Annotated in this window: 22 protein-coding genes and 1 tRNA gene; 11 read left to right on the forward strand and 12 right to left on the reverse strand. The window is 62.4% G+C overall.

What is annotated here, in order from left to right; all coding sequences use genetic code 11:
- Window positions 1-439, forward strand: a 439-nt coding sequence (locus tag U5782_RS26805) for an ABC transporter ATP-binding protein (RefSeq protein ID WP_322046921.1), incomplete at its 5' end; no start/stop codon positions are given.
- Between the two features lie 93 nt (window positions 440-532).
- On the opposite strand, the gene U5782_RS26810 is transcribed toward U5782_RS26805, so the two are convergent.
- From U5782_RS26810 to U5782_RS26820, 3 genes are all read right to left on the reverse strand, one after another.
- A complete protein-coding gene (locus U5782_RS26810) occupies window positions 533-994 on the reverse strand; it encodes a GNAT family acetyltransferase (protein WP_322046922.1) in 462 nt (153 codons plus the stop codon).
- A gap of 16 nt (window positions 995-1,010) precedes the next feature.
- Entirely contained in the window at window positions 1,011-2,195 is a 1,185-nt protein-coding gene (locus U5782_RS26815; RefSeq protein ID WP_322046923.1) for an acetylornithine transaminase, read from the reverse strand.
- Between the two features lie 374 nt (window positions 2,196-2,569).
- Entirely contained in the window at window positions 2,570-3,601 is a 1,032-nt protein-coding gene (locus U5782_RS26820; protein WP_322046924.1) for a CDP-6-deoxy-delta-3,4-glucoseen reductase, read from the reverse strand.
- Between the two features lie 95 nt (window positions 3,602-3,696).
- On the opposite strand from U5782_RS26820, the gene U5782_RS26825 reads away from it, so the two are divergent.
- A complete protein-coding gene (locus U5782_RS26825; RefSeq protein WP_322046925.1) occupies window positions 3,697-4,767 on the forward strand; it encodes an NAD-dependent epimerase/dehydratase family protein in 1,071 nt (356 codons plus the stop codon).
- A gap of 33 nt (window positions 4,768-4,800) precedes the next feature.
- Here the strand turns inward: U5782_RS26825 and U5782_RS26830 are convergent, their stop codons facing one another.
- The 3 genes from U5782_RS26830 to U5782_RS26840 form a co-directional block, all read right to left on the reverse strand.
- A complete protein-coding gene (locus tag U5782_RS26830) occupies window positions 4,801-4,989 on the reverse strand; it encodes a hypothetical protein (protein ID WP_322046926.1) in 189 nt (62 codons plus the stop codon).
- A 154-nt stretch (window positions 4,990-5,143) separates the two neighbouring features.
- Entirely contained in the window at window positions 5,144-5,851 is a 708-nt protein-coding gene (locus tag U5782_RS26835; protein WP_322046927.1) for a 16S rRNA pseudouridine(516) synthase, read from the reverse strand.
- Entirely contained in the window at window positions 5,848-6,063 is a 216-nt protein-coding gene (locus tag U5782_RS26840) for a hypothetical protein (protein WP_322046928.1), read from the reverse strand. Before U5782_RS26840 ends, U5782_RS26835 begins: the two co-directional genes overlap by 4 nt.
- Before the next feature lie 113 nt (window positions 6,064-6,176).
- On the opposite strand from U5782_RS26840, the gene poxB reads away from it, so the two are divergent.
- Together poxB and U5782_RS26850 are read left to right on the forward strand one after the other, a co-directional pair.
- Window positions 6,177-7,895 carry a ubiquinone-dependent pyruvate dehydrogenase gene (poxB, locus tag U5782_RS26845; protein ID WP_322046929.1) on the forward strand — a complete coding sequence of 573 codons (1,719 nt, stop codon included), beginning with the start codon at window positions 6,177-6,179 and terminating at the stop codon, window positions 7,893-7,895.
- An 802-nt stretch (window positions 7,896-8,697) separates the two neighbouring features.
- Complete coding sequence (locus tag U5782_RS26850) at window positions 8,698-8,907, forward strand: helix-turn-helix transcriptional regulator (protein WP_322046930.1); 210 nt, start codon at window positions 8,698-8,700, stop codon at window positions 8,905-8,907.
- A 242-nt stretch (window positions 8,908-9,149) separates the two neighbouring features.
- Here the strand turns inward: U5782_RS26850 and U5782_RS26855 are convergent, their stop codons facing one another.
- On the reverse strand, window positions 9,150-9,395 hold the full coding sequence (locus U5782_RS26855) for a hypothetical protein (RefSeq protein ID WP_322046931.1): 246 nt from the start codon (window positions 9,393-9,395) through the stop codon (window positions 9,150-9,152).
- On the opposite strand from U5782_RS26855, the gene U5782_RS26860 reads away from it, so the two are divergent.
- The 7 genes from U5782_RS26860 (at window position 9,394) to U5782_RS26890 (ending at window position 14,058) form a co-directional block, all read left to right on the forward strand.
- Window positions 9,394-9,651 (forward strand): hypothetical protein, encoded by a 258-nt coding sequence (locus U5782_RS26860; RefSeq protein WP_322046932.1) that lies wholly within the window; start codon window positions 9,394-9,396, stop codon window positions 9,649-9,651. The two genes, U5782_RS26855 and U5782_RS26860, sit on opposite strands and share 2 nt — an antisense overlap.
- A complete protein-coding gene (locus U5782_RS26865) occupies window positions 9,648-10,385 on the forward strand; it encodes a hypothetical protein (RefSeq protein ID WP_322046933.1) in 738 nt (245 codons plus the stop codon). Before U5782_RS26860 ends, U5782_RS26865 begins: the two co-directional genes overlap by 4 nt.
- Window positions 10,378-10,872, forward strand: coding sequence for a hypothetical protein (locus tag U5782_RS26870; RefSeq protein ID WP_322046934.1), 495 nt, complete (start codon window positions 10,378-10,380; stop codon window positions 10,870-10,872). The genes U5782_RS26865 and U5782_RS26870 overlap by 8 nt, the downstream gene beginning before the upstream one ends.
- 26 nt (window positions 10,873-10,898) lie before the next feature.
- Complete coding sequence (locus U5782_RS26875) at window positions 10,899-11,153, forward strand: hypothetical protein (RefSeq protein ID WP_322046935.1); 255 nt, start codon at window positions 10,899-10,901, stop codon at window positions 11,151-11,153.
- 531 nt (window positions 11,154-11,684) lie between these two features.
- Complete coding sequence (locus tag U5782_RS26880; protein ID WP_322046936.1) at window positions 11,685-13,013, forward strand: phage major capsid protein; 1,329 nt, start codon at window positions 11,685-11,687, stop codon at window positions 13,011-13,013.
- A gap of 9 nt (window positions 13,014-13,022) precedes the next feature.
- The gene (locus U5782_RS26885; protein WP_322046937.1) at window positions 13,023-13,592 is read left to right on the forward strand and encodes a hypothetical protein; all 570 of its coding nucleotides are present in this window, start codon (window positions 13,023-13,025) and stop codon (window positions 13,590-13,592) included.
- 1 nt (window position 13,593) lies between these two features.
- Window positions 13,594-14,058: a hypothetical protein gene (locus U5782_RS26890; RefSeq protein ID WP_322046938.1), complete on the forward strand. Its 465-nt coding sequence runs from the start codon at window positions 13,594-13,596 to the stop codon at window positions 14,056-14,058.
- A 299-nt stretch (window positions 14,059-14,357) separates the two neighbouring features.
- Here the strand turns inward: U5782_RS26890 and U5782_RS26895 are convergent, their stop codons facing one another.
- The 5 genes from U5782_RS26895 to U5782_RS26915 form a co-directional block, all read right to left on the reverse strand.
- Window positions 14,358-14,570 carry a DNA-binding protein gene (locus U5782_RS26895; RefSeq protein WP_322046939.1) on the reverse strand — a complete coding sequence of 71 codons (213 nt, stop codon included), beginning with the start codon at window positions 14,568-14,570 and terminating at the stop codon, window positions 14,358-14,360.
- A 45-nt stretch (window positions 14,571-14,615) separates the two neighbouring features.
- Window positions 14,616-15,281 (reverse strand): DUF2971 domain-containing protein, encoded by a 666-nt coding sequence (locus U5782_RS26900; RefSeq protein ID WP_322046940.1) that lies wholly within the window; start codon window positions 15,279-15,281, stop codon window positions 14,616-14,618.
- A gap of 185 nt (window positions 15,282-15,466) precedes the next feature.
- Window positions 15,467-16,120, reverse strand: a complete 654-nt coding sequence (locus tag U5782_RS26905) for a DUF4145 domain-containing protein (protein ID WP_322046941.1) — start codon at window positions 16,118-16,120, stop codon at window positions 15,467-15,469.
- A gap of 163 nt (window positions 16,121-16,283) precedes the next feature.
- Window positions 16,284-17,510 carry a tyrosine-type recombinase/integrase gene (locus U5782_RS26910; RefSeq protein WP_322047059.1) on the reverse strand — a complete coding sequence of 409 codons (1,227 nt, stop codon included), beginning with the start codon at window positions 17,508-17,510 and terminating at the stop codon, window positions 16,284-16,286.
- A gap of 184 nt (window positions 17,511-17,694) precedes the next feature.
- Window positions 17,695-17,779: transfer RNA gene (locus U5782_RS26915), tRNA-Leu, on the reverse strand.
- Between the last annotated feature and the right edge of the window lie 67 nt (window positions 17,780-17,846).

Raw genomic sequence — 17,846 nt, forward strand, 5'->3', positions numbered from 1 at the left:
GCGCATGTCGATCATCGAGAACATGCAGATGGGCGCCTACCTGCGCAACGACAAGGATGGCATTGCGAAGGACGTCGACCGTATGTTCGGCTTCTTCCCGCGCCTGAAGGAACGCGCTTCGCAGCTCGCGGGCACGCTCTCGGGCGGCGAGCAGCAGATGCTGGCGATGGCGCGCGCAATCATCAGCCGTCCGAAGCTGCTGTTGCTCGACGAACCGTCGATGGGTCTCTCGCCGATCATGGTCGAGAAGATCTTTGAAGTGGTCCGCACGATCTCGGGCGAAGGCATCACGGTGCTGCTGGTCGAGCAGAACGCACGGCTTGCGCTGCAGGCGGCGAACCGCGGCTACGTGATGGACTCGGGTCTGGTCACGATGGAAGGCGACGCGAAGCAGATGCTCGATGATCCGAAGGTGCGCGCGGCGTATCTGGGCGAATAAGCCAGTAATGTAATGGCGGTCATTGCGACCGCCAAAATACAAAAGCCGCATGGGCGTGACGCCCATGCGGCTTTTTTCATGTCGAAGCGCACATCAGACGAGCGCTTCGGACTCCTGCACGGCGAGCCGCTTGCCGAGGCTCACGACGGCATCCGCGCGATAGCCGAGCGCGTCGTAGAACGCGATCACTTCCGGCTTGTCGGCGAGTACCTGCAAATTGAGCTTGAGGCAGCCCATCGCGGCCAGCGCCTGCTCGGCCTGGCGCACGAGCCGCGTGCCAATGCCGAAGCGCCGTGCCTCGGGCGCCACGGCCAGCGAGTAGAGCCAGCCGCGATGCCCGTCGTAGCCCGCCATCGCCGTGCCGACGATCGCGTCATCTTCGCCGCGCACGGCGACGAAGAACAGCTCAGGCTGCGTGCCGAGCTTGTTCGCGATCGACAGGCGCGGATTGCGGTGCGGCCGGCTCGCGTCGTTGTACTCGGGAAACGCCTGAAGCCAGAGCGCCAGCACCGCTTCGGTGTCGGCCTTGTCGAATACGCGGATCGTGACGGACATCGCAAGCGCTCCGTGCTTACAGCGAGTCGAGGATGGTGCGCAGCATTGCCATCATCTGGTCGATCTCTTCGTTCGTGACGTTGAGCGCCGGCATGAAGCGCAGCAGGTTGGGGCGCGCCGCGTTGAGCAGCAGGCCGTCCGGCTGCATGACGCGCGCCTTCTCGACGATCTCCGGGCCGATGTCCTTGCCGAGCATCAACGCGCGCAGCAGACCTTCGCCGCGCTCGCCCTGGAAGCCGCGTTCCGCCGACAGTTCGAGCAGCTTTTCGCGCAGGTATTCGCCGCGAGCGCGCACGCCTTCGAGGAAGCCCGGCGCGACCAGTTGCGAGATCACCGAGTAGCCCACCGCCGTCATGAGCGGGTTGCCGTTGTAGGTGCCGCCCTGATCGCCCGCTTCGAACACGCAGACGTCCTTTTTAGCCAGCAGCGCCGCGAGCGGCACGCCGCCGCCGATGCCCTTGCCGAGCGTCATGATGTCCGGCTCGACGCCCGAGAGTTCGTAGGCGAAGAGGGTGCCGGCACGGCCGCAACCGGTCTGCACTTCGTCGACGATCAGCAGGATGCCGTGCTTTTGCGTGAGCGCGCGCAGTTGCTGCATGAATTCGCGCGTGGCGGGAATCACGCCGCCTTCGCCCTGGATCGGTTCGAGCATCACGGCGACGGTCTTGCCGGTGATGAGCTTTTCGACCGAGGCGATGTCGTTCAGATCGGCCTTCGGGAAGCCCGGCACTTGCGGTGCGTAGATCGTGTCCCAGCCCGGCTTGCCGCTCGCCGACATTGTCGCGATGGTGCGGCCGTGGAAGCTGTGGTCGAACGTGATGATCTCGTACGCGCCGTCACGATGCTTCTTGCCCCACTTGCGGGCGAGCTTGATCGCGCCTTCGTTGGCTTCCGCGCCGCTGTTGGCGAAGAACACCTTGTCGAAGCAGCTATGTTCGGTGAGCAGGCCCGCGAGCTTCGCCATCGGCTCGTTGTAGAAAGCCGGCGACGGGTTGATGATCAGGCGCGCCTGCTTTTCCAGCGCTTCGATCATGCCTTCGTTGCCGTGGCCGAGGCTGTTGACCGCCCAGCCCTGGATGAAGTCGAGGTAGCGCTTGCCTTCGTTGTCGTAGAGCCACGACCCCTTGCCATGCGTGAAAACGATTTCGGGCCGGTTGGTGATGTACATCAGCGACTCGATCGGGTACTCGGAAAAATTCATGGCAACGGGCTCCGCGCTGGGGTTGCAAAAAGGGTTGAACGGTACGGCAGAAAAGCAAAAAGCCACGGACTGGCCGTGGCTTTCGTGATTCGAACTTCCTGTGCGTTGGGGGTGAAACCCCGTGCAACGCGCGTCCGCGACAAAGCCAGGCCCTAGAGGTGGGGCGAGCGGCGACGTCGGAGAGCGGACAGGATGCAGTTCATGGGCGCAAGAATACGACAAGCGGATCGGCGATGTAAACCGTCAATGTGCCGATTTTTTTCGATCGGCCGAAGAATTTTTCGTGACGGTGGCTTCGCGTGCGCGCGTCAGGACGCAAGGCTTGCGCACGCAACGAGTGCCGTGCAAGCCTTGCGTTTGGCCGCGCAGCGGCTTCAGACGGGGTTCGCGAGGTCCGCGGCGCTCGTGAACGAGTCCGCGTAGAACTCGTCCTCGGGCAGGCCGTGGTGCTGGGTGAAGTCGCGCTGGGCCGACTCCACCATCACCGGCGCGCCGCAGGCGTAGACCTGGTGAGCCGAGAGATCGGGCAGATCTTCGACGACCGCGCGATGCACGAAGCCCGTGCGACCGGTCCAGGCGTCTTCGGCGGCGGGTTCGGAGAGCACCGGCACGAAGCGGAAGTTAGGGATGTCCTTCGCCCATTGTTCGGCGAGTTCCATCAGATACAGATCCTTCTTCTGGCGCGCGCCCCAGTAGAGCGTGATCGGCCGGTCCAGGTTCTTGTAGACCGCATGCTCGACGATCGCCTTGAGCGGCGCGAAGCCGGTGCCCGAAGCGAGCAGCACGATCGGCTTGTCCGAGTCCTCGCGCAGGAAGAAGGTGCCGAGCGGCGCTTCGAAGCGCAGGATGTCGCGCTCCTTCAGCTGCGTGAAAACGTGATCGGTGAACTTGCCGCCGGGCATGTGGCGGATGTGCAATTCGAGCGGGCCTTCCTCGTGCGGCGCGCTCGCCATCGAGTAGCAACGGCGCGTGCCGTCCTTGAGGATGAATTCGAGGTACTGACCCGCGAGGTATTGCAGGCGCTCGTTGGCGGGCAATTGCAGCTTGAGGACGATGACGTCGTCGGCGCGGCGCTCGATGGCGGCGATACGGGTGGGCAGCTTGCGCACCTGCATGTCGCCGACGCCCGCGACTTCGCGGATGTCGATTTCGAGGTCGGTTTGCGCCGTGGCGCAGCACAGGAGCGCCATGCCGCGCGTTTTTTCGTCGTTCGAGAGGGCGGAGGCCGCGTGCGCGCGCTGTTCGACTTTGCCGCTACAGACCGCGCCCTTGCACGATCCGCATGCGCCGTTCTTGCAGCCGTAGGGGATGCCGACACCCTGGCGCAGGGCGGCGTTGAGGACGGTTTCGTCGGGCTCGACCTGGAATTGCCGGCCGCTTTGCTTAAGCGTTACGTTGAAAGCCATATTCGAGAAAGCGTAAGTCTGTCATTCGGGGGGGAACCGGACTGAACCGGTTCGGGCCGTCGCCGGTCGTCGCCGGCGGCTAAAATAGGTCCACCATGATTGCCACACGAACCTTGCGCCGTGCGCGCATCCTCATCGTCGGTTGCGGCGACGTCGGCCTGCGCTGCGTCGACCAGTTACAGGCGCGTCGGGCTCGCCCGCGCATCTTCGCGCTCACGCGTCGCCCGGAGCGCGTCGACCTGCTGCGCGCCGCCGGTGCCGTGCCCGTGCTGGGCGACCTCGACCAGCGCGCGCGTCTCGCGCGGCTTGCGGGTCTCGCCGGTACGGTGCTGCACCTCGCGCCGCCGCAAAAGGACGGCGACGACGACCTGCGTACCCGCAGGCTGATCGCCGCGCTCAAGACGCGTCCGCGTTGGGCTTTGCGGCCCGGGCAAGGCGGTATGTCGAGCCGCGTGTTCAGGCGCGCTATTCACACCACATCGCACACGACATCGCGCCCTGTTTCGGCGTCAAAACCATCCGCTATTGTACCCGAGCGCACCTGGCGAACCCGGCGGGCATCACCGGCTGGCGCGAGCCGGCCGACCCTCGTGTACGCCAGCACCACAGGCGTCTACGGCGACTGCGGCGGCGCGCGGATCGACGAAACGCGCACGCCGCGCCCCGCGAACGGTCGCGCAAAACGCCGCGTGGCGGCTGAGCGCCAGCTGCGTCAGGCCACGGCGCGCGGCACGCTCAAGGCGACCATCGCGCGCATCCCCGGCATCTACGCGGGCACCCGCCTGCCGCTCGCGCGGCTGGAAAAGCGCACGCCTGCGCTCGCGCAGAGCGATGACGTCTACACGAGCCACATTCACGCCGACGACCTCGCGGCCATTCTGCTGCGCCTCGCCACGCATGGGCGGCCAGCGCGCATCGTGCACGCGAGCGACGATAGCGAATTGAAGATGGGGGAGTATTTCGACCGGGTGGCGGATGCTTTTGGTCTTGCACGCGCGCCACGTGTGAGCCGGGAGGTTGCCGAGCGCGAACTCGACCCGGTGCTGCTCTCGTTCATGCGGGAATCGCGCCGGCTCGCCAACGCGAGGCTCAAGCGCGAATTGCGCGTGCGCCTGCGTTATCCGGATGTCGATACATTTTTGCGCACGCTGCCGCCGCACCCGTAAGCCCGGGCGGGCGGCGCGGCGCAAGCGTGCCGTTCACGTGATTGCCGGCAGCGCCTCGATCAGGAGGAAGCAGAACAGGGCCCCGATAATTGCCCCGACCAGGCTTGGCGGGTAGCGATGCCTGAAGCGCACCGACGCCAGCAAGCCGCCGATCAGAAGTACCCCTAGACCCATGAAAGCCATCAACACGTATGGGATGTTCAATGTGTCGTTGATGTTCATGATGCCCCTCCTTGAAACTTGTAATCGTTGTTTAAAGGAGTATAGGGCGGAACGTCAGCAAGGGCATGCTGCGGCGCGGTAGAAACGGGGTGCATTCACTGACCGAGCCGCGCAGCGGCCCCGCCAGGCAAGGCTATGCGCCACGCGTCGTCGTTTACCCCGTGTTGCGCAGCGCGTCCAGGGCCGCGCTGTCGAGCCACATCCACGCGCCCGGCGCCAGTTCCTCGGGCAACGCGTAGCCGCCAATGCGTTCGCGATGCAGCGCCTCCACGCGGTTGCCGGCCGCCGCGACCATCCGCTTGACCTGATGGTATTTGCCTTCGAGCACCGTCAATTCCAGCTCGTGCTCGCCGCGTGCGTTGGCCGCGAGCGCCACGCTCGGCGCGCGCTCGCCGTGCAGCAAGACGCCGTTGCGTAACGCCTGCAACTGCGCCTCGTCGAGCGGATGGCGTGTCGTCGCCACATAGACCTTCGGCACCTTGCGCTTGGGCGAGGTGAAGGCGTGCACGAACTGGCCGTCGTCGGAGAGCAGCAGCAGGCCGGTCGTGTCCTGATCGAGACGGCCCACGCATTGCACGTTGCGCTCGGCGAACTGCGGCGGCAGCAGATGGAAGACGCTCAGATGATGCTGCGGATCGCGCGAGCACTCATAGCCCGCAGGCTTGTTGAGCGCCAGGTAGACGCGCTCGTGAAACGGCCACGGCGTGCCGTCGACGCTGAACACGAGATTGGCGATGTCGAAGACCGCGAGCGGATCGGTGCAGGTCACGCCGGCGACGGCCACGCGCGCATCGGCAATGAACCCGCGGCACTGACGGCGTGTGCCGAAGCCTTGCGAGAAGAGAATACTTTCGAGATTCATGGCGGAACGCCGACGGCTTGAAACCGCAGCATTTTAGCGAACGGCGCGATCGAAGACGCCACACTTCGTCGCACCCGCTTGACGATCCCCTTGCGAATGCCATCCATTTGGGTTGCGACAGGCTGCAAATGAACGCCGTTCGCGACGTATTTCGCGAGGATGGCGTAACGTAATGCGACGCAGCGGCCAATGGAATCGACGATATCCGACACGTGTGGCTTGAGCCGGCACGCGACGGCCGCGCGCTTCCCCCTTTTATCGAGTGCAGCGCCGGGCCGCCGCCTGGCGGCGCGCGCTGCGCCTGTCAGTGAACGTGGAGGACAGCATGGCGAAGACGATTGCGGATTTTCTGGCGAAAACGCTCGAAGCAGTGGGCGTCGAACGGATCTGGGGGGTGACGGGCGACAGCCTGAACGGACTCTCGGCGAGCCTGCGCAAGCTCGGCACGATCCGCTGGATGCATACGCGCCACGAGGAAGTCGCGGCCTTCGCGGCGGGCGCCGAAGCGGCCGCGACCGGCCGGCTTGCCGTTTGTGCTGGGAGTTGCGGCCCCGGCAACCTGCATCTCATCAACGGCCTCTACGACTGCCATCGCAATCACGCACCGGTGCTGGCGATCGCCGCGCATATCCCGTCGACGGAAATCGGCCTCGGCTACTTCCAGGAAACGCACCCGACCGAACTCTTTCGCGAATGCGCGCACTACGTCGAACTCGTGACCAACGCCGCGCAGTTTCCGCGCGTGCTGGCGACGGCGTTGCGTACGGCGATCGACCAGAAGGGCGTAGCCGTGATCGTGTTGCCCGGCGACGTCGCGCTGCTCGACGCGCCCGATGAAGAGCCGGCCTGGGCGCAGACCTCGCGGCCCGCGACGCTGCCGGCCGCCGCCGATCTCGACCGGCTGGCGGACCTGCTCAACCGCTCGGAAGCGGTGACGCTCCTGTGCGGCAGCGGTTGCAAGGGCGCGCACGACGAAGTGGTGGCGTTCGCCGATGCGCTGGGTGCGCCGACCGTGCATGCGCTGCGCGGCAAACAATACGTCGAGTACGACAACCCCTTCGACGTGGGCATGACCGGGCTGATCGGCTTTAGCTCCGGTTATCACGCGATGATGTCGTGCGACACGCTGGTGATGCTCGGCAGCGACTTCCCGTATCGCAACTTCTATCCCGAACACGCGAACATCGTGCAGATCGATCGCGATGCGGCGGCGCTCGGCAAGCGCGCGCCGCTTACGCTCGGCCTGATCGGCGACGTGCGCGAGACGCTGCGCGCGCTCACGCCCAGAATCACGCGCAAGACTGAACGCGGCTTCATCGAGCGCGCGCGTGAACACTATGCGAATGCCCGCAAGGGGCTCGACGACCTCGCGCGTCCGGCCGCCGCGGGCAAGCCGCTGCATCCGCAATACGTGGTGGCGCGCCTCGATGCGCTCGCGGCTGACGACGCGATCTTTGCCGTCGATGTCGGCACGCCGACGCTGTGGGCCGCGCGCTATCTGACGATGAACGGTCGCCGCCGCCTGCACGGCTCGTTCAACCACGGCTCGATGGCGAACGCGATGCCGCAGGCGCTCGGCGCGCAAGCCGCGCATGTGGGGCGGCAGGTGATCTCGCTATCGGGTGACGGCGGGTTGTCGATGCTGCTCGGCGATATTCTTACCGCGCGTCAGCTTGATCTGCCGATCAAGATCGTTGTCCTGAATAATGGTTCGCTCGGCTTCGTGGCCATGGAGATGAAGGCGGGCGGCTATGTGGAGACCGGCACCGACCTCGCGGCGACCAACTTCGCGGATATCGCGAAGGGCGCGGGACTGTTCAGCGTGCGGGTCGAAACGTCGGAGGCACTGGACGATGCGCTGCGCGAGGCGTTCGCGCATCCGGGGCCGGCGCTCGTGGACGTGGTCACGGCCAAACACGAGCTGGCGATGCCGCCGAAGCTGCAATGGGCGCAGGCGAAGGGCTTCAGTCTGTATATGCTGCGCGCGGTGCTGAGCGGGCGGGGCGACGAAGTGGTGGAGCTGGCGCAGACGAATTTGCGGTGAGCTTGCGCGCTTTGCGTGCGTAGAAACGACAAAGCCCCGCGGATGCGGGGCTTTGTCGTGGATTCTGGTGCTCGGGCCGGAATGAAAAAGATCCAGCTATGTCAATGCTGGCGGTTATTTGTTATTTTCATTTTGTACAAATACCATCAAAAATACCATCAGAAAAGGTGTGCTACCCCATTTTTTGTTGATGTGTTACGGCAAGTTCTAGAGTGTTCCGGCTCTCGCGCGTCGAGTCGGATAGCTTGGACGGCGCATACAACTGGAGGCGATTCATCGAAGAGCGCCCCGCAATGAAGCAGATATGGGCCGACTATCTCGGCCCGGCTGACGTCAGAATTGCCCGCCGACCGATGAAATCGGGCTGACTCATCGCCTGTGGATAAGCGTCACCGTAGACGGCTGAACCGGCCCCGGCTAATACGCAGGGGCCCCAAATACCTCACCTCACAAATCAGGGTACCTCACCTCAGATTTGGGAAAACCCTCCCCCCAGAAACGAGGCATAGAGGTTACATAAAGAAAAAACATAAATGAGATAACAGAGAGGCGCAGCTACGCTGCTTCGTCGGCTTCGCCGCCTATCTCCATTCCCCAAAACTTTTAGAAATAAGCGATCAGGAAAAGCGCTGGCCCACGTCGGCATCGAAATCGGAAAGGCTGACGGCCTTCCTTGATAGCCTGCCTATTTATTGGGCGCAAACGTCGCGCGGTGCACTTCGCGATCCCGCATACTTCCAACCGTTCCAGCGAGTTGTGCGAATTGGTTGCACGCGCTGGCCCTTACTGGAGAAAAGGAAGTATGACGACCAAGATTCTGCGCCGCCGCGAAGTCCAGCAAATCATCGGCCTTTCGTGCAGCTCCATTTACGCGTCAATGAACCGGGGCACATTCCCGGCCCCCGTCCGCTTGGGACCTAAATCGGTGGGCTGGCGCAAAGAAGACGTTGATGCATGGCTGGCGGCGCGCGAGACGTGCCAGTACATGGGTACGAAAGCGGCAGTGCAGTGATTGGCCCGGCGCTGGCGCGTGCTGTAAATAGCTTGTCGCTCCGCTTCAATCGCACGTATACTCTTATTTCGCACGAGACAACGTGCGACGGGTTTGGCGACCTGAATATGTCGGCGGACAACCGCCTTAGAGCGGTTTTTTTACGTCCGTCTGTCTTCGCGCGCCTTAAAGATCAATGGGTGGGCCTAGGTGGGGAGATCTTCGGATCTGCCGGTGCCGACGTTCCGGTTCGCCAACCCCGTTTAGTGCCCGCCCACCCCGTTTGGCGACGGGAAGCGGGCTTCCGAAACAGAAACGTCGGAGGCCGCATAATGCGCCTTATCTCCGCTCGCATCGAGCAAACTCAATCCCCTATCAAGCTGGTCAATAGCGCCCTGCGCGCTGCTGCGCTCGCCCCTACTGTGTTCGACGCGCTGGACATTTGCGCCGATGCGCTTCAAGCGCTCGCCGCGCAGGCCGCAGATGTCCAGATGGAGGGTGCGCAGCATGTTTAAACGCGATGAATGCGTACTGAGTTCCGACGATGTTGCGGCAATGCTCGACCGTGCAGCGGAGAGCTTCGCAAAGCTGGCGGCGCTGAATGCCGCTATCACCGAACTGGCAAACCGCCCGCAACTGGCCCGCTCTCTCGCGCATATCGCGCAAGAACTGGCTGACGAGCTGGCAGGCAGCTTCGGCGATTACAGGCGGGAATACGACGCCGTGCAGGCGGCCAGCAGCGAGTGGGGGGCGACATTGGTATGACGGACAAGAAAGAAACAAAGGGGTCGTGGCTCACCCCAGCGCTTATGGGTGAGATTGAGGCGCGGCGTGCAAGTCATATCGAAGTTGCGTTTCTGGCAGACGTTCTCGCCCTTCAAACGAAGGGGCGTGGCTGCTTTCGGCTAAATAAGGCCTTTGGTGATCGGCACGGCGTTAGCACCAAGCGCGCGAGCGCCATCATTAGCGATTTAGCGGCGCGTGGATATGTCGTGGTTGAGACGATACGAAACGCTGCCGGGCAGGTAGAGGAGCGTCGGATCTGGCTGGGACCGAAATTTCCGTTGGATGGCTCTGAACGTACCGCAGCCGGAGAGACTCCTGCGCGTAGGGGTATCCCCAAAAGTGAGGTGAGGTCCGCGCCGCCAGTCGAAGGCTCCGGGAGAGACCAAGCGCGCGTTGACGATCAGGCCGCAGAAAAAAGCAGCTCGCAGGAAGAAGGGGGGCAGCCGCAGGCGTCAACACAGGTGCAGCCTCAGCGCAAAGCCGAGCAGGGGCGCGTCGCGCCGCCGCTGGTATCGCCGCTCGACGCCTTTCACGCTGCTATGGATGGCTACCCCGTCGACGAGCCGATAGCGGGTGATCCGCCGCCAGTGCGCGCAGAAGACGAGGATTTGCCTTTTGGAGACGATCCGCTCGACGATTACACCAAGGCCCGGATCGCGTATCACTCAACGAACCGGGCAGCACAATCGGCGCGATGGAGTTCGCATGGCTGAGAACAAATTCACTCCGCAGTCAGTCGGGCAATTTGTTTTTGGCGAGCTGCGTGCAATGTATGGCGCGGCGGCGCATCGCCGCTTCGAAGTTGGCGTGACGAACGAAGCTGGCGAGGATCTGGGAGTTCTGGACGCGATGGCGGTATGGGGGCGGTGGCTGATGCGCCCTGACGTGACAAAGAATGTCGTGCGCGACGCCCTGCGCAAGTGCGTCGACGTGAATCCGAAGTGGGCAGCGACGCTGCCGGAATTCATGGCGCTGGTGCTGGCAGAGATCCGGAAACGGGCGGCGCGGCTAGAGCGTGAAGCGTCTGCGCGCGTCGAAGAGCGGCAGGAAAGTACGCCGGAAGCGCGTCAGGCTGAGTTCGACGCCATGCGAGCGATCCTAAAGGCGGCGCAGGTTCCGAAGCGTCGACCAGGCAGGCCGATAAAGGCGCAGCCATCCCAATCCAGCCTGCTGGCGGGATTCGACGAATCTACTAGGTAGCACGGCATAGGAAGGATTTGGAGGCGATGGATCTGGCGCTGTTGCATTCTGCCAAGGCTGGCGTTGGTGGTGCTGTTGGCGTCGCAGACATCGACCGCGCTATATCGCAGATTGGGGCGATCCGCCGTGAGGCTGCTGGAGCGCCGCCGACCGCTGCGTTGGCTATGTTCATGGCTGAATCGCTGAGGAGGCGGATCAAGGCCGGGCGATTGCTAGACGGATTCACAATTCAAGCGGCGAGGCGGTACGCGGCGTGGCTGGACGCAATTTGCAGAGAGTAAGTGCCGCCATCGACGTGCGGATTTACCGTGACTGGCTTGTGGGTGTCGACGAAGCGCGCAGCGCGACCACCTATCGAATCAATCAGATTGCACAGCGCGAGTAATGCAGGCGAGCAATCGAGCAGCGAACACGACGTCGGAGACCGTGGCGGCGCGCGTGGCAATCAATAGGCGCTGCTGGCGGTTTGATCGATGAAAGGCGACGGCGCGCACTGGCCGGGCAGCGCACGGCTAACACTCTTCGGAATGCGCCGGAAGAAAAGTGCCAAAAAACGTGGGGGAATAAGCATACCTGCGGGTAAAGCCAGCCAGCGCCGCAGGTAGAACGTCGCGACCCTCTGTTAGCCATCCCGTAGAATTCCTCCCAAGGTTAAGAAACAACGACACCTTCCGGTTAGTTCCTTCTGGCTGGGCACCAATCGAGGCTTCGCGCCTCCCGTTCGCTTAGGAGTCTAGGCCTAGTTTGACGTTCTCATTGGGCGGCGCATCAATTGATACCGCTACAACGTTTAAACGTACTAAGGAATTTTTATGGGTAAGCAAATCATCGCAGCATCGGCAGTTCGTAACGCAATCGCGGCTCAGGCCGCATTCGCAAAGACCGGCGCAACTCCTCGCGGCGCATTCGCTGTGCGCGCACAAGCTGGCATGGGCGACATCAATTCGCTGATTCAGGGTATTAATGCGTCTTTCAGCGAGTTCAAGGCGAAGAACAACGAACGCGTCGACGGAATCGCCGCCGACGTGGAAGCCATCATGGCCGGTATGGACAAGATGGCGGTTCAGATGGCGGGCGGCGTGGGCAATACCAAGGCAATGGGCGCAGACACTGACGAAGCGCAGCCCGTCCACGCATCGACCGGCCTCCGTGGCTCGCAAATCGGCGCGTTCTATCGCCAACGTGCTCAAGCATCGGCTGGCGGTGCGTTCGGCCCGCGTGCCAATTTCGGGATAGCGGACTTCATTCGCGGGGCTGCTGGTATGTCGGGCGTGAGCGAGGGCGTGCGCGCGGCTCTGTCGGAAGGCGTGGGCACGGATGGCGGCTACGCGGTGCCGGACGTGGTGATGCCTACGATTCTGGATGCGATGGTGAGCGCATCGGCGGTACTGGCCGCTGGTGCTAGCATCCTGCCGCTTGGCGCTGCAAAGAGCGTGACCATTCCGGCTGTGGATCAACTCCCGAAACCGGCATGGCGCAACGAGAATGACCCGCTGGCAACCGGCGGCCCGACTTTCCGCCCTGTGACGGCCACGCCGCGTTCGCTTGCAATCGTGGTGCCGATCAGCCGCGAGTTGCTGGCCGATGCCGTGGATATGGATCGCGCCGTGCGCCAAGCGCTCGCGCAAGCGTTCGCCAAGGCATTCGACCGCGCCGCGCTGGTTGGCTCCGGAACGGCTCCCGAGCCGTTGGGCCTGTACGGCATGACGAACGTACAGAAGATCAAGCAAACCGGCTCCGCGTTCGCGTATGCCGACATGCTGGCCGCGTATCAAGCGCAACTGGACGCGGACGCCCCAGCGCCGACGTCGATCATTATGGCTCCGCGCACACTGACCGGCCTTGCTGGACTAGTCGACACGCTTGGCCAACCGCTCAACGCTCCCGCTCTGCTGGATGGCGTGGTGCGCCGTCCGTCCACTGGCGTTCCGACCAACCTTGGCGACGGTGCTAACGAGTCGCTGGCGTTTATCGGATCCTTCAACACGGTTCAATTCGTGATGCGCGAAAACTTCAATGTTCGCCTGCTGCCGGAGTTGCCGGGTTCGAACGGTCAACTCGCGTTCATCGCTCACGCGCGTTTCGACGTGGTGGCGAACTACCCGCAAGCAATCACGGTGATCGAAGGCGTTAAGAGCTAGGGCGTACCGGTGGCGCGCTGCCTGCTGGTGATCCACTGGAATGGCGGCGCGTTCCCGTGCCGATCCGGCGATTTGCACGAAAAACAGGCAGGGGGAGTCAAAAGTTTTTCCTCTTTCCTGCCCAAGACCGACCGATCCCGCATGCGCAGAAAAAAAGCCGTTTTGAGCATTTTTTCAAATGGCGAAGCGGCGCGGGCTGGCGCAATCCCTGCGCTGGCGGGCGTTTCGGGCATGGTTGGCCCAAATCAAAATCAAATGACAGGAGGATGGCGCATGGCCGGAGCGAAAGGCCGCTCAGGCGGCGCACGACGCGGGGCCGGTCGGCCACGGAAAGAGCCGACCCCGCCCGAGCCGCTGCCCGATATGGACGCGCGCGAGCTGGTGCGCGAAATCTCGCTGGGTCGGATTGACCCCACGGACAAGCAATTGAAGGCCGCGCTGGCGCTGATGGGTGACGACACAAAGCGTGTGCTGAGCGCGGGCAAGAAAGACGCGAAGAATGAGGCAGCAAAGGCCGCCGCATCGAAGTTCGGCGCAGCGCCACCGCCGCCACGCATGGTAGTGAACAACGGAAGGTGACATGGCAACTCGAAAGAAGAAGGCGACGCAGGAAACCCAATCGGGCGACCCGAAAGCGTTTCTACTGGCGGTGACAAACGATACGAGCGCCGAGCTGGCGCACCGCATGGAGGCCGGGAGCATTCTGCTGGCCGACGACGCCGACGAGGCCGCCGCGACCGGCGGGCGCAGAAGGCTCTTAGAAATGATGAATGACCCACTGATCGCGCAGGCGCGCCGCGTGGAGGCCGCAACCCTCGCGATGGCGATTGATGCCGCCGGTGCCAAGCTGACAGGCGATCCGGCCCGCCGCGCCGCGCTGCTGGCGACGATGAACGACACCGGCGCTCCACTGGAGAACCGGATCAAGGCCGCGAATCTCCTGCTCGACGACGCGAACCTACCGCGAGCGCTCCAGCTTCTAGCCATGAGACCGCCGCGCAATGCGTTGAACCGGCCATTCGAGGCCGACGAGCTTATCGATTAGGCCGCTGCCGCAAGGTGGCGCGCGCCCGTGCCAGGGGGAATCCTTCGGAACGTTGCTGGATGGGGATAAGCACATGAGTGCCCCACATACGGAAAAAGCTGTGCAGTCTGCGACTCGGAACCGCCGGATTCTGTTCCGCTGGCCCGCCGAGGGCGCAGGCAGGGGGGCCGCCGGAGCAATCCGCGCGGCCCGTTTTCATGGCTGCATGCCTTTATGTCAGCCATCTTCGATGATGGGCGAGGCCGTTCCTCGAAAATGCGACGGCTCGCACGCACCAGAGGGCAATGCGCCGCGCAGCTTTAGGCGGGTTGAAGGGCGGCATCGACTTGCTCGATGGGGATAAGGCCGCACTTGTTGAGCTTGAACGTCCCGGCCGTGACCATCTTGCTAACCGTCCAGCGGCTCAACCCCAACATTTCTGCGGCTTGCTGCATCGTCACTTGTGAAGGTCGAGGGCGGCGCGCGCTGAAAAGCTCGAATGCCTTTATGATTGTTTTCATCTCGTCGGTCATGTTGCCTTCTCCGTCTCTTGCGTTTAAATGGCTTGCCGAGATGTTTTACGGCATGAGAGACAACGACGGCGCATCCCTTCTGCGTACAATCCGAAACGACTGGAATGCCGGCCGAGCGTGAAAGAGATCGATGCTTTTGCTAGTGTGGCCGATAAGCTTGGCGAGATGCTCCACGTTCGCAGTACATCGGTGGCCTAGTATTACCTCACGTAACGTAAAGTGCGGGGCAAAATTCAGAAAATACAGCCCGTTTTCCTGCTGCCGATCATTCAACCCAGCAAAAAAGCGCCACTCGCGCTCGTAAGCCCAATCCTTAAACTTCGTCGTTAAAATGGCGCGCATCTGTGGCTCATTCAGTAGCTCGCCTCTGCCGATGTGATCCAGCAGACCGTTCAAGCGCCGTGGTTCGTACTTGACCTGGTATGCTTCGGCGTCGGTAACGTCGAATCCGAGGCAGACGCCCTTATGCTTCGCCCCGTAATGCGCCCACATGACAGGGCTGTCCCAAGTTTTGCTGGTGCATAGCATCCCAACGGACTGCGACAGATGGCCGTGCAGAATCCCATATAGATGCCGTGCGCGCCTCTCGCCTACCCAAGCGCCCATCAGTTCGAAAGGATCGTTGGCTTCGGGAACGGTCGAAAGTTTCAACCGCTTCTCTGCCAGAATGCGTTCAGCATACTCAAGCTGGGTGAGGTAATAGAGGCGCATGGTCGTTGTGATCAGAGGAGCTGTTGCTGCCTGAATTGTGCGAACGTTAGCTGCCGTTCGCAACATCGGGGGCGCTGCGGACGCTGTTGAATGTTCTTGCAACGACGCGCGTGCGCACGAGACCCAGCTGCGGCGCGACCTGTTGCAGGGTGAGGCCGTTGTACCACGACAGCCGGGCGCTCGAATTATTTCATCGGCGGCTTACCGGCTGCTGCGAGCTTCGCGTCAAGAGCTGCTCGCCGCTGACGGGCCTTTTCCGGCTGCACATAAAAGAAATCGAAGAGTTCTTCGAGTACGTCAAGATTCCACTCGGCTTCGTGGGGTTCCACAGGCAAAATTTGACCGCTACTCGTGTCTTTCATCGGGTGTGCCGCGAAATTGCCGATGTTACGAATCGCATCAACGTTATCGGCCAACGCGCTCGGTAGAGTCTTGGAATCAAGCAACGCCTGAATTGCAGGTGCTAAGTCCTTCTGTGCGAAGCCATTTTCTCTAAGCACGCTTTGCAAGACACGGCGACTGAGAGCGGCTGACGCTTTGGGGCTATCTCCCAAGACTGCACATGCTTCGTGATAATCCTCCGCGATATGCGCCGGCACCTCCGCAGGAGCCCTTAGTCGGCCTGTAGTCTTCGGGTAGATGAGAAACTCATCCACATCTGATCCACCGCTGTTATTACGACCTGTCACGTAAATAATTGCCAGTTTGCAAGATGGACAGGTCATAAAGCTTGTGTGCCATAGATGCTGCCCAACTACATTCCAGTAGTTGTTGGCACCATTAATTCGACTTTGCTCGAATCCTGCGTGGATCTCCACTGCGCAATGCGGACACTTCATGTTCGACCATCCTCCTAGCTCTTATTGATTTGTTTACCGTGCCGCAAACTCGTCTATATAACAAGCTTACCGCGGCAAAGTTTTCGTGGGCTTGTTGGCGGGTGGGCTCCATCATCCGTACCAAAACCCGCGCCAGCATTGACTCCTTGGCGGATAGGCCGATTCACTCGGCGGCCGTGCCGATCGGAATGACCTGCGCACCCACCTTCAGCCGATCGAGATAGTCCGCCCACTTCTGCATCATCGCGCGCCGCTCCTTGATGAACCGTGTGCGGTTGTACGCACCACCGAGGTTGTCCGGTACTGCGTGGGCAAGCTGATGCTCGATTACCTCCGGTTTTTGCTCTAGTTCCTCGTGCAGGATCGTGCGCGCCATGGCGCGGAAGCCGTGGCCGGTAATCTCGGTGCGGGTGTCATAGCCGAGCCGCCGAAGGGCCGCGTTGATGGTCGCCTCACTCATTGGTCGGTTACGATCGCGCGCTCCGGGGAACACGTAGCGGCCGGAGCCGGTGAGGGCGTGCAGTTCGCGCAGGATGGTGACGGCTTGCGCGGCGAGCGGCACGAGGTGGGCTGTCGTCGTCTTGGTAACGAGGTAACGCCACTCGCCTTTGTCAAGATCAAATTGTTCCCATTCGGCCTTGCGAAGCTCGCCGGGTCGCACGAATAGCATTGGGGCGAGCCGGAGCGCGCAGAGCACGGGAAACGTGCCGGTGAAGCCATCAAACGCACGCAGCATTTCTCCCACTTTCGCGGGTTCGGTTATTGAGGCGAAGTGCGTTGTCTGTGCTGGCGGTATCGCGCCGACCAGGTCGCGAGCTGGATCGGCCTTGCACAAGCCTTCCTTGATGCCGTACCGAAACACGCGGCTTATCTCGCCGCGCAGGCGGTGAGCCGTGAAGCGCGCGCCCCTGCTGTCCACGCGTTTGAGTGCGTCCAAAATCTCCGGAGCTTCAATTTCCGCGACAGGACGGGAGCCGAGCCACGGGAAGGCGTCGTTCTTGAAGCGCGCCAGCGTCTTGTCGTACTGCGCCGGCTCGACATACGGGCGGCGCTCGTCCATCCATGCCAAGGCGACGGCTTCGAACGTGTTGATTGCCGCGAGGCGGGCCGCGCGCTTGCCCGCCTTCTTCGCTTCGGCTGGGTCAATGCCTGCGGCAAGCTGTTTCGTGGCGGCGGTGTTCGCCTCCCGGGCAGTAGCAGATGACACGTCCGGGTAGGTGCCGAAAGACAGGGTGTTTTGCTTGCCGGTGAGGGGGCGGCGGTAATTGCGCCGCCAGTATTTCGACCCAGAGGCGGTGACTTCGAGATACAACCCGTCTCCGTCTGTGATCCGGTTCGGTTTGCCATCCGGCTTCGCCTTGGCGTTCTTGCACTGAAGGTCGGTCAGCATGTTGGTATTTTCGATGGTATTTTGCGCGATGGTATGGCCGGAAAGGCTATACACCATCAAAAGTACCATCAGATACCATTGGTTGTCCAAGGATCAACTTGGAACGTTCTGGAAAGAAAAAACCCGCGAAGCCTTGTGCTGTCGCGGGTTTCTGTAATTCGCCGGAACTTGCCGGAATACTTGCTGGTGCCTCGGGCCGGAATCGAACCGGCACTCCTTGCGGAACCGGATTTTGAGTCCGGCGCGTCTACCAATTTCACCACCGAGGCGTCTCTCGCAGCCCGACAGTGTAGCGGGCGCTCGAAGTAGCCGTAAATTATGGCGTAAAACTGCAGC

The organism is Paraburkholderia sp. J67 (assembly GCF_905220265.1).
GTDB lineage: Bacteria > Pseudomonadota > Gammaproteobacteria > Burkholderiales > Burkholderiaceae > Paraburkholderia.

Bases quoted from the DNA above. Each gene is read 5' to 3' on its own strand.
- U5782_RS26810 (WP_322046922.1), bottom strand. From the start codon at position 994: ATGTCCGTCACGATCCGCGTATTCGACAAGGCCGACACCGAAGCGGTG.
- U5782_RS26815 (WP_322046923.1), bottom strand. From the start codon at position 2,195: ATGAATTTTTCCGAGTACCCGATCGAGTCGCTGATGTACATCACCAAC.
- U5782_RS26820 (WP_322046924.1), bottom strand. From the start codon at position 3,601: ATGGCTTTCAACGTAACGCTTAAGCAAAGCGGCCGGCAATTCCAGGTC.
- U5782_RS26825 (WP_322046925.1), top strand. From the start codon at position 3,697: ATGATTGCCACACGAACCTTGCGCCGTGCGCGCATCCTCATCGTCGGT.
- U5782_RS26830 (WP_322046926.1), bottom strand. From the start codon at position 4,989: ATGAACATCAACGACACATTGAACATCCCATACGTGTTGATGGCTTTC.
- U5782_RS26835 (WP_322046927.1), bottom strand. From the start codon at position 5,851: ATGAATCTCGAAAGTATTCTCTTCTCGCAAGGCTTCGGCACACGCCGT.
- poxB (WP_322046929.1), top strand. From the start codon at position 6,177: ATGGCGAAGACGATTGCGGATTTTCTGGCGAAAACGCTCGAAGCAGTG.
- U5782_RS26850 (WP_322046930.1), top strand. From the start codon at position 8,698: ATGACGACCAAGATTCTGCGCCGCCGCGAAGTCCAGCAAATCATCGGC.
- U5782_RS26860 (WP_322046932.1), top strand. From the start codon at position 9,394: ATGTTTAAACGCGATGAATGCGTACTGAGTTCCGACGATGTTGCGGCA.
- U5782_RS26855 (WP_322046931.1), bottom strand. From the start codon at position 9,395: ATGCTGCGCACCCTCCATCTGGACATCTGCGGCCTGCGCGGCGAGCGC.
- U5782_RS26865 (WP_322046933.1), top strand. From the start codon at position 9,648: ATGACGGACAAGAAAGAAACAAAGGGGTCGTGGCTCACCCCAGCGCTT.
- U5782_RS26870 (WP_322046934.1), top strand. From the start codon at position 10,378: ATGGCTGAGAACAAATTCACTCCGCAGTCAGTCGGGCAATTTGTTTTT.
- U5782_RS26875 (WP_322046935.1), top strand. From the start codon at position 10,899: ATGGATCTGGCGCTGTTGCATTCTGCCAAGGCTGGCGTTGGTGGTGCT.
- U5782_RS26880 (WP_322046936.1), top strand. From the start codon at position 11,685: ATGGGTAAGCAAATCATCGCAGCATCGGCAGTTCGTAACGCAATCGCG.
- U5782_RS26890 (WP_322046938.1), top strand. From the start codon at position 13,594: ATGGCAACTCGAAAGAAGAAGGCGACGCAGGAAACCCAATCGGGCGAC.
- U5782_RS26895 (WP_322046939.1), bottom strand. From the start codon at position 14,570: ATGACCGACGAGATGAAAACAATCATAAAGGCATTCGAGCTTTTCAGC.
- U5782_RS26900 (WP_322046940.1), bottom strand. From the start codon at position 15,281: ATGCGCCTCTATTACCTCACCCAGCTTGAGTATGCTGAACGCATTCTG.
- U5782_RS26905 (WP_322046941.1), bottom strand. From the start codon at position 16,120: ATGAAGTGTCCGCATTGCGCAGTGGAGATCCACGCAGGATTCGAGCAA.
- U5782_RS26910 (WP_322047059.1), bottom strand. From the start codon at position 17,510: ATGCTGACCGACCTTCAGTGCAAGAACGCCAAGGCGAAGCCGGATGGC.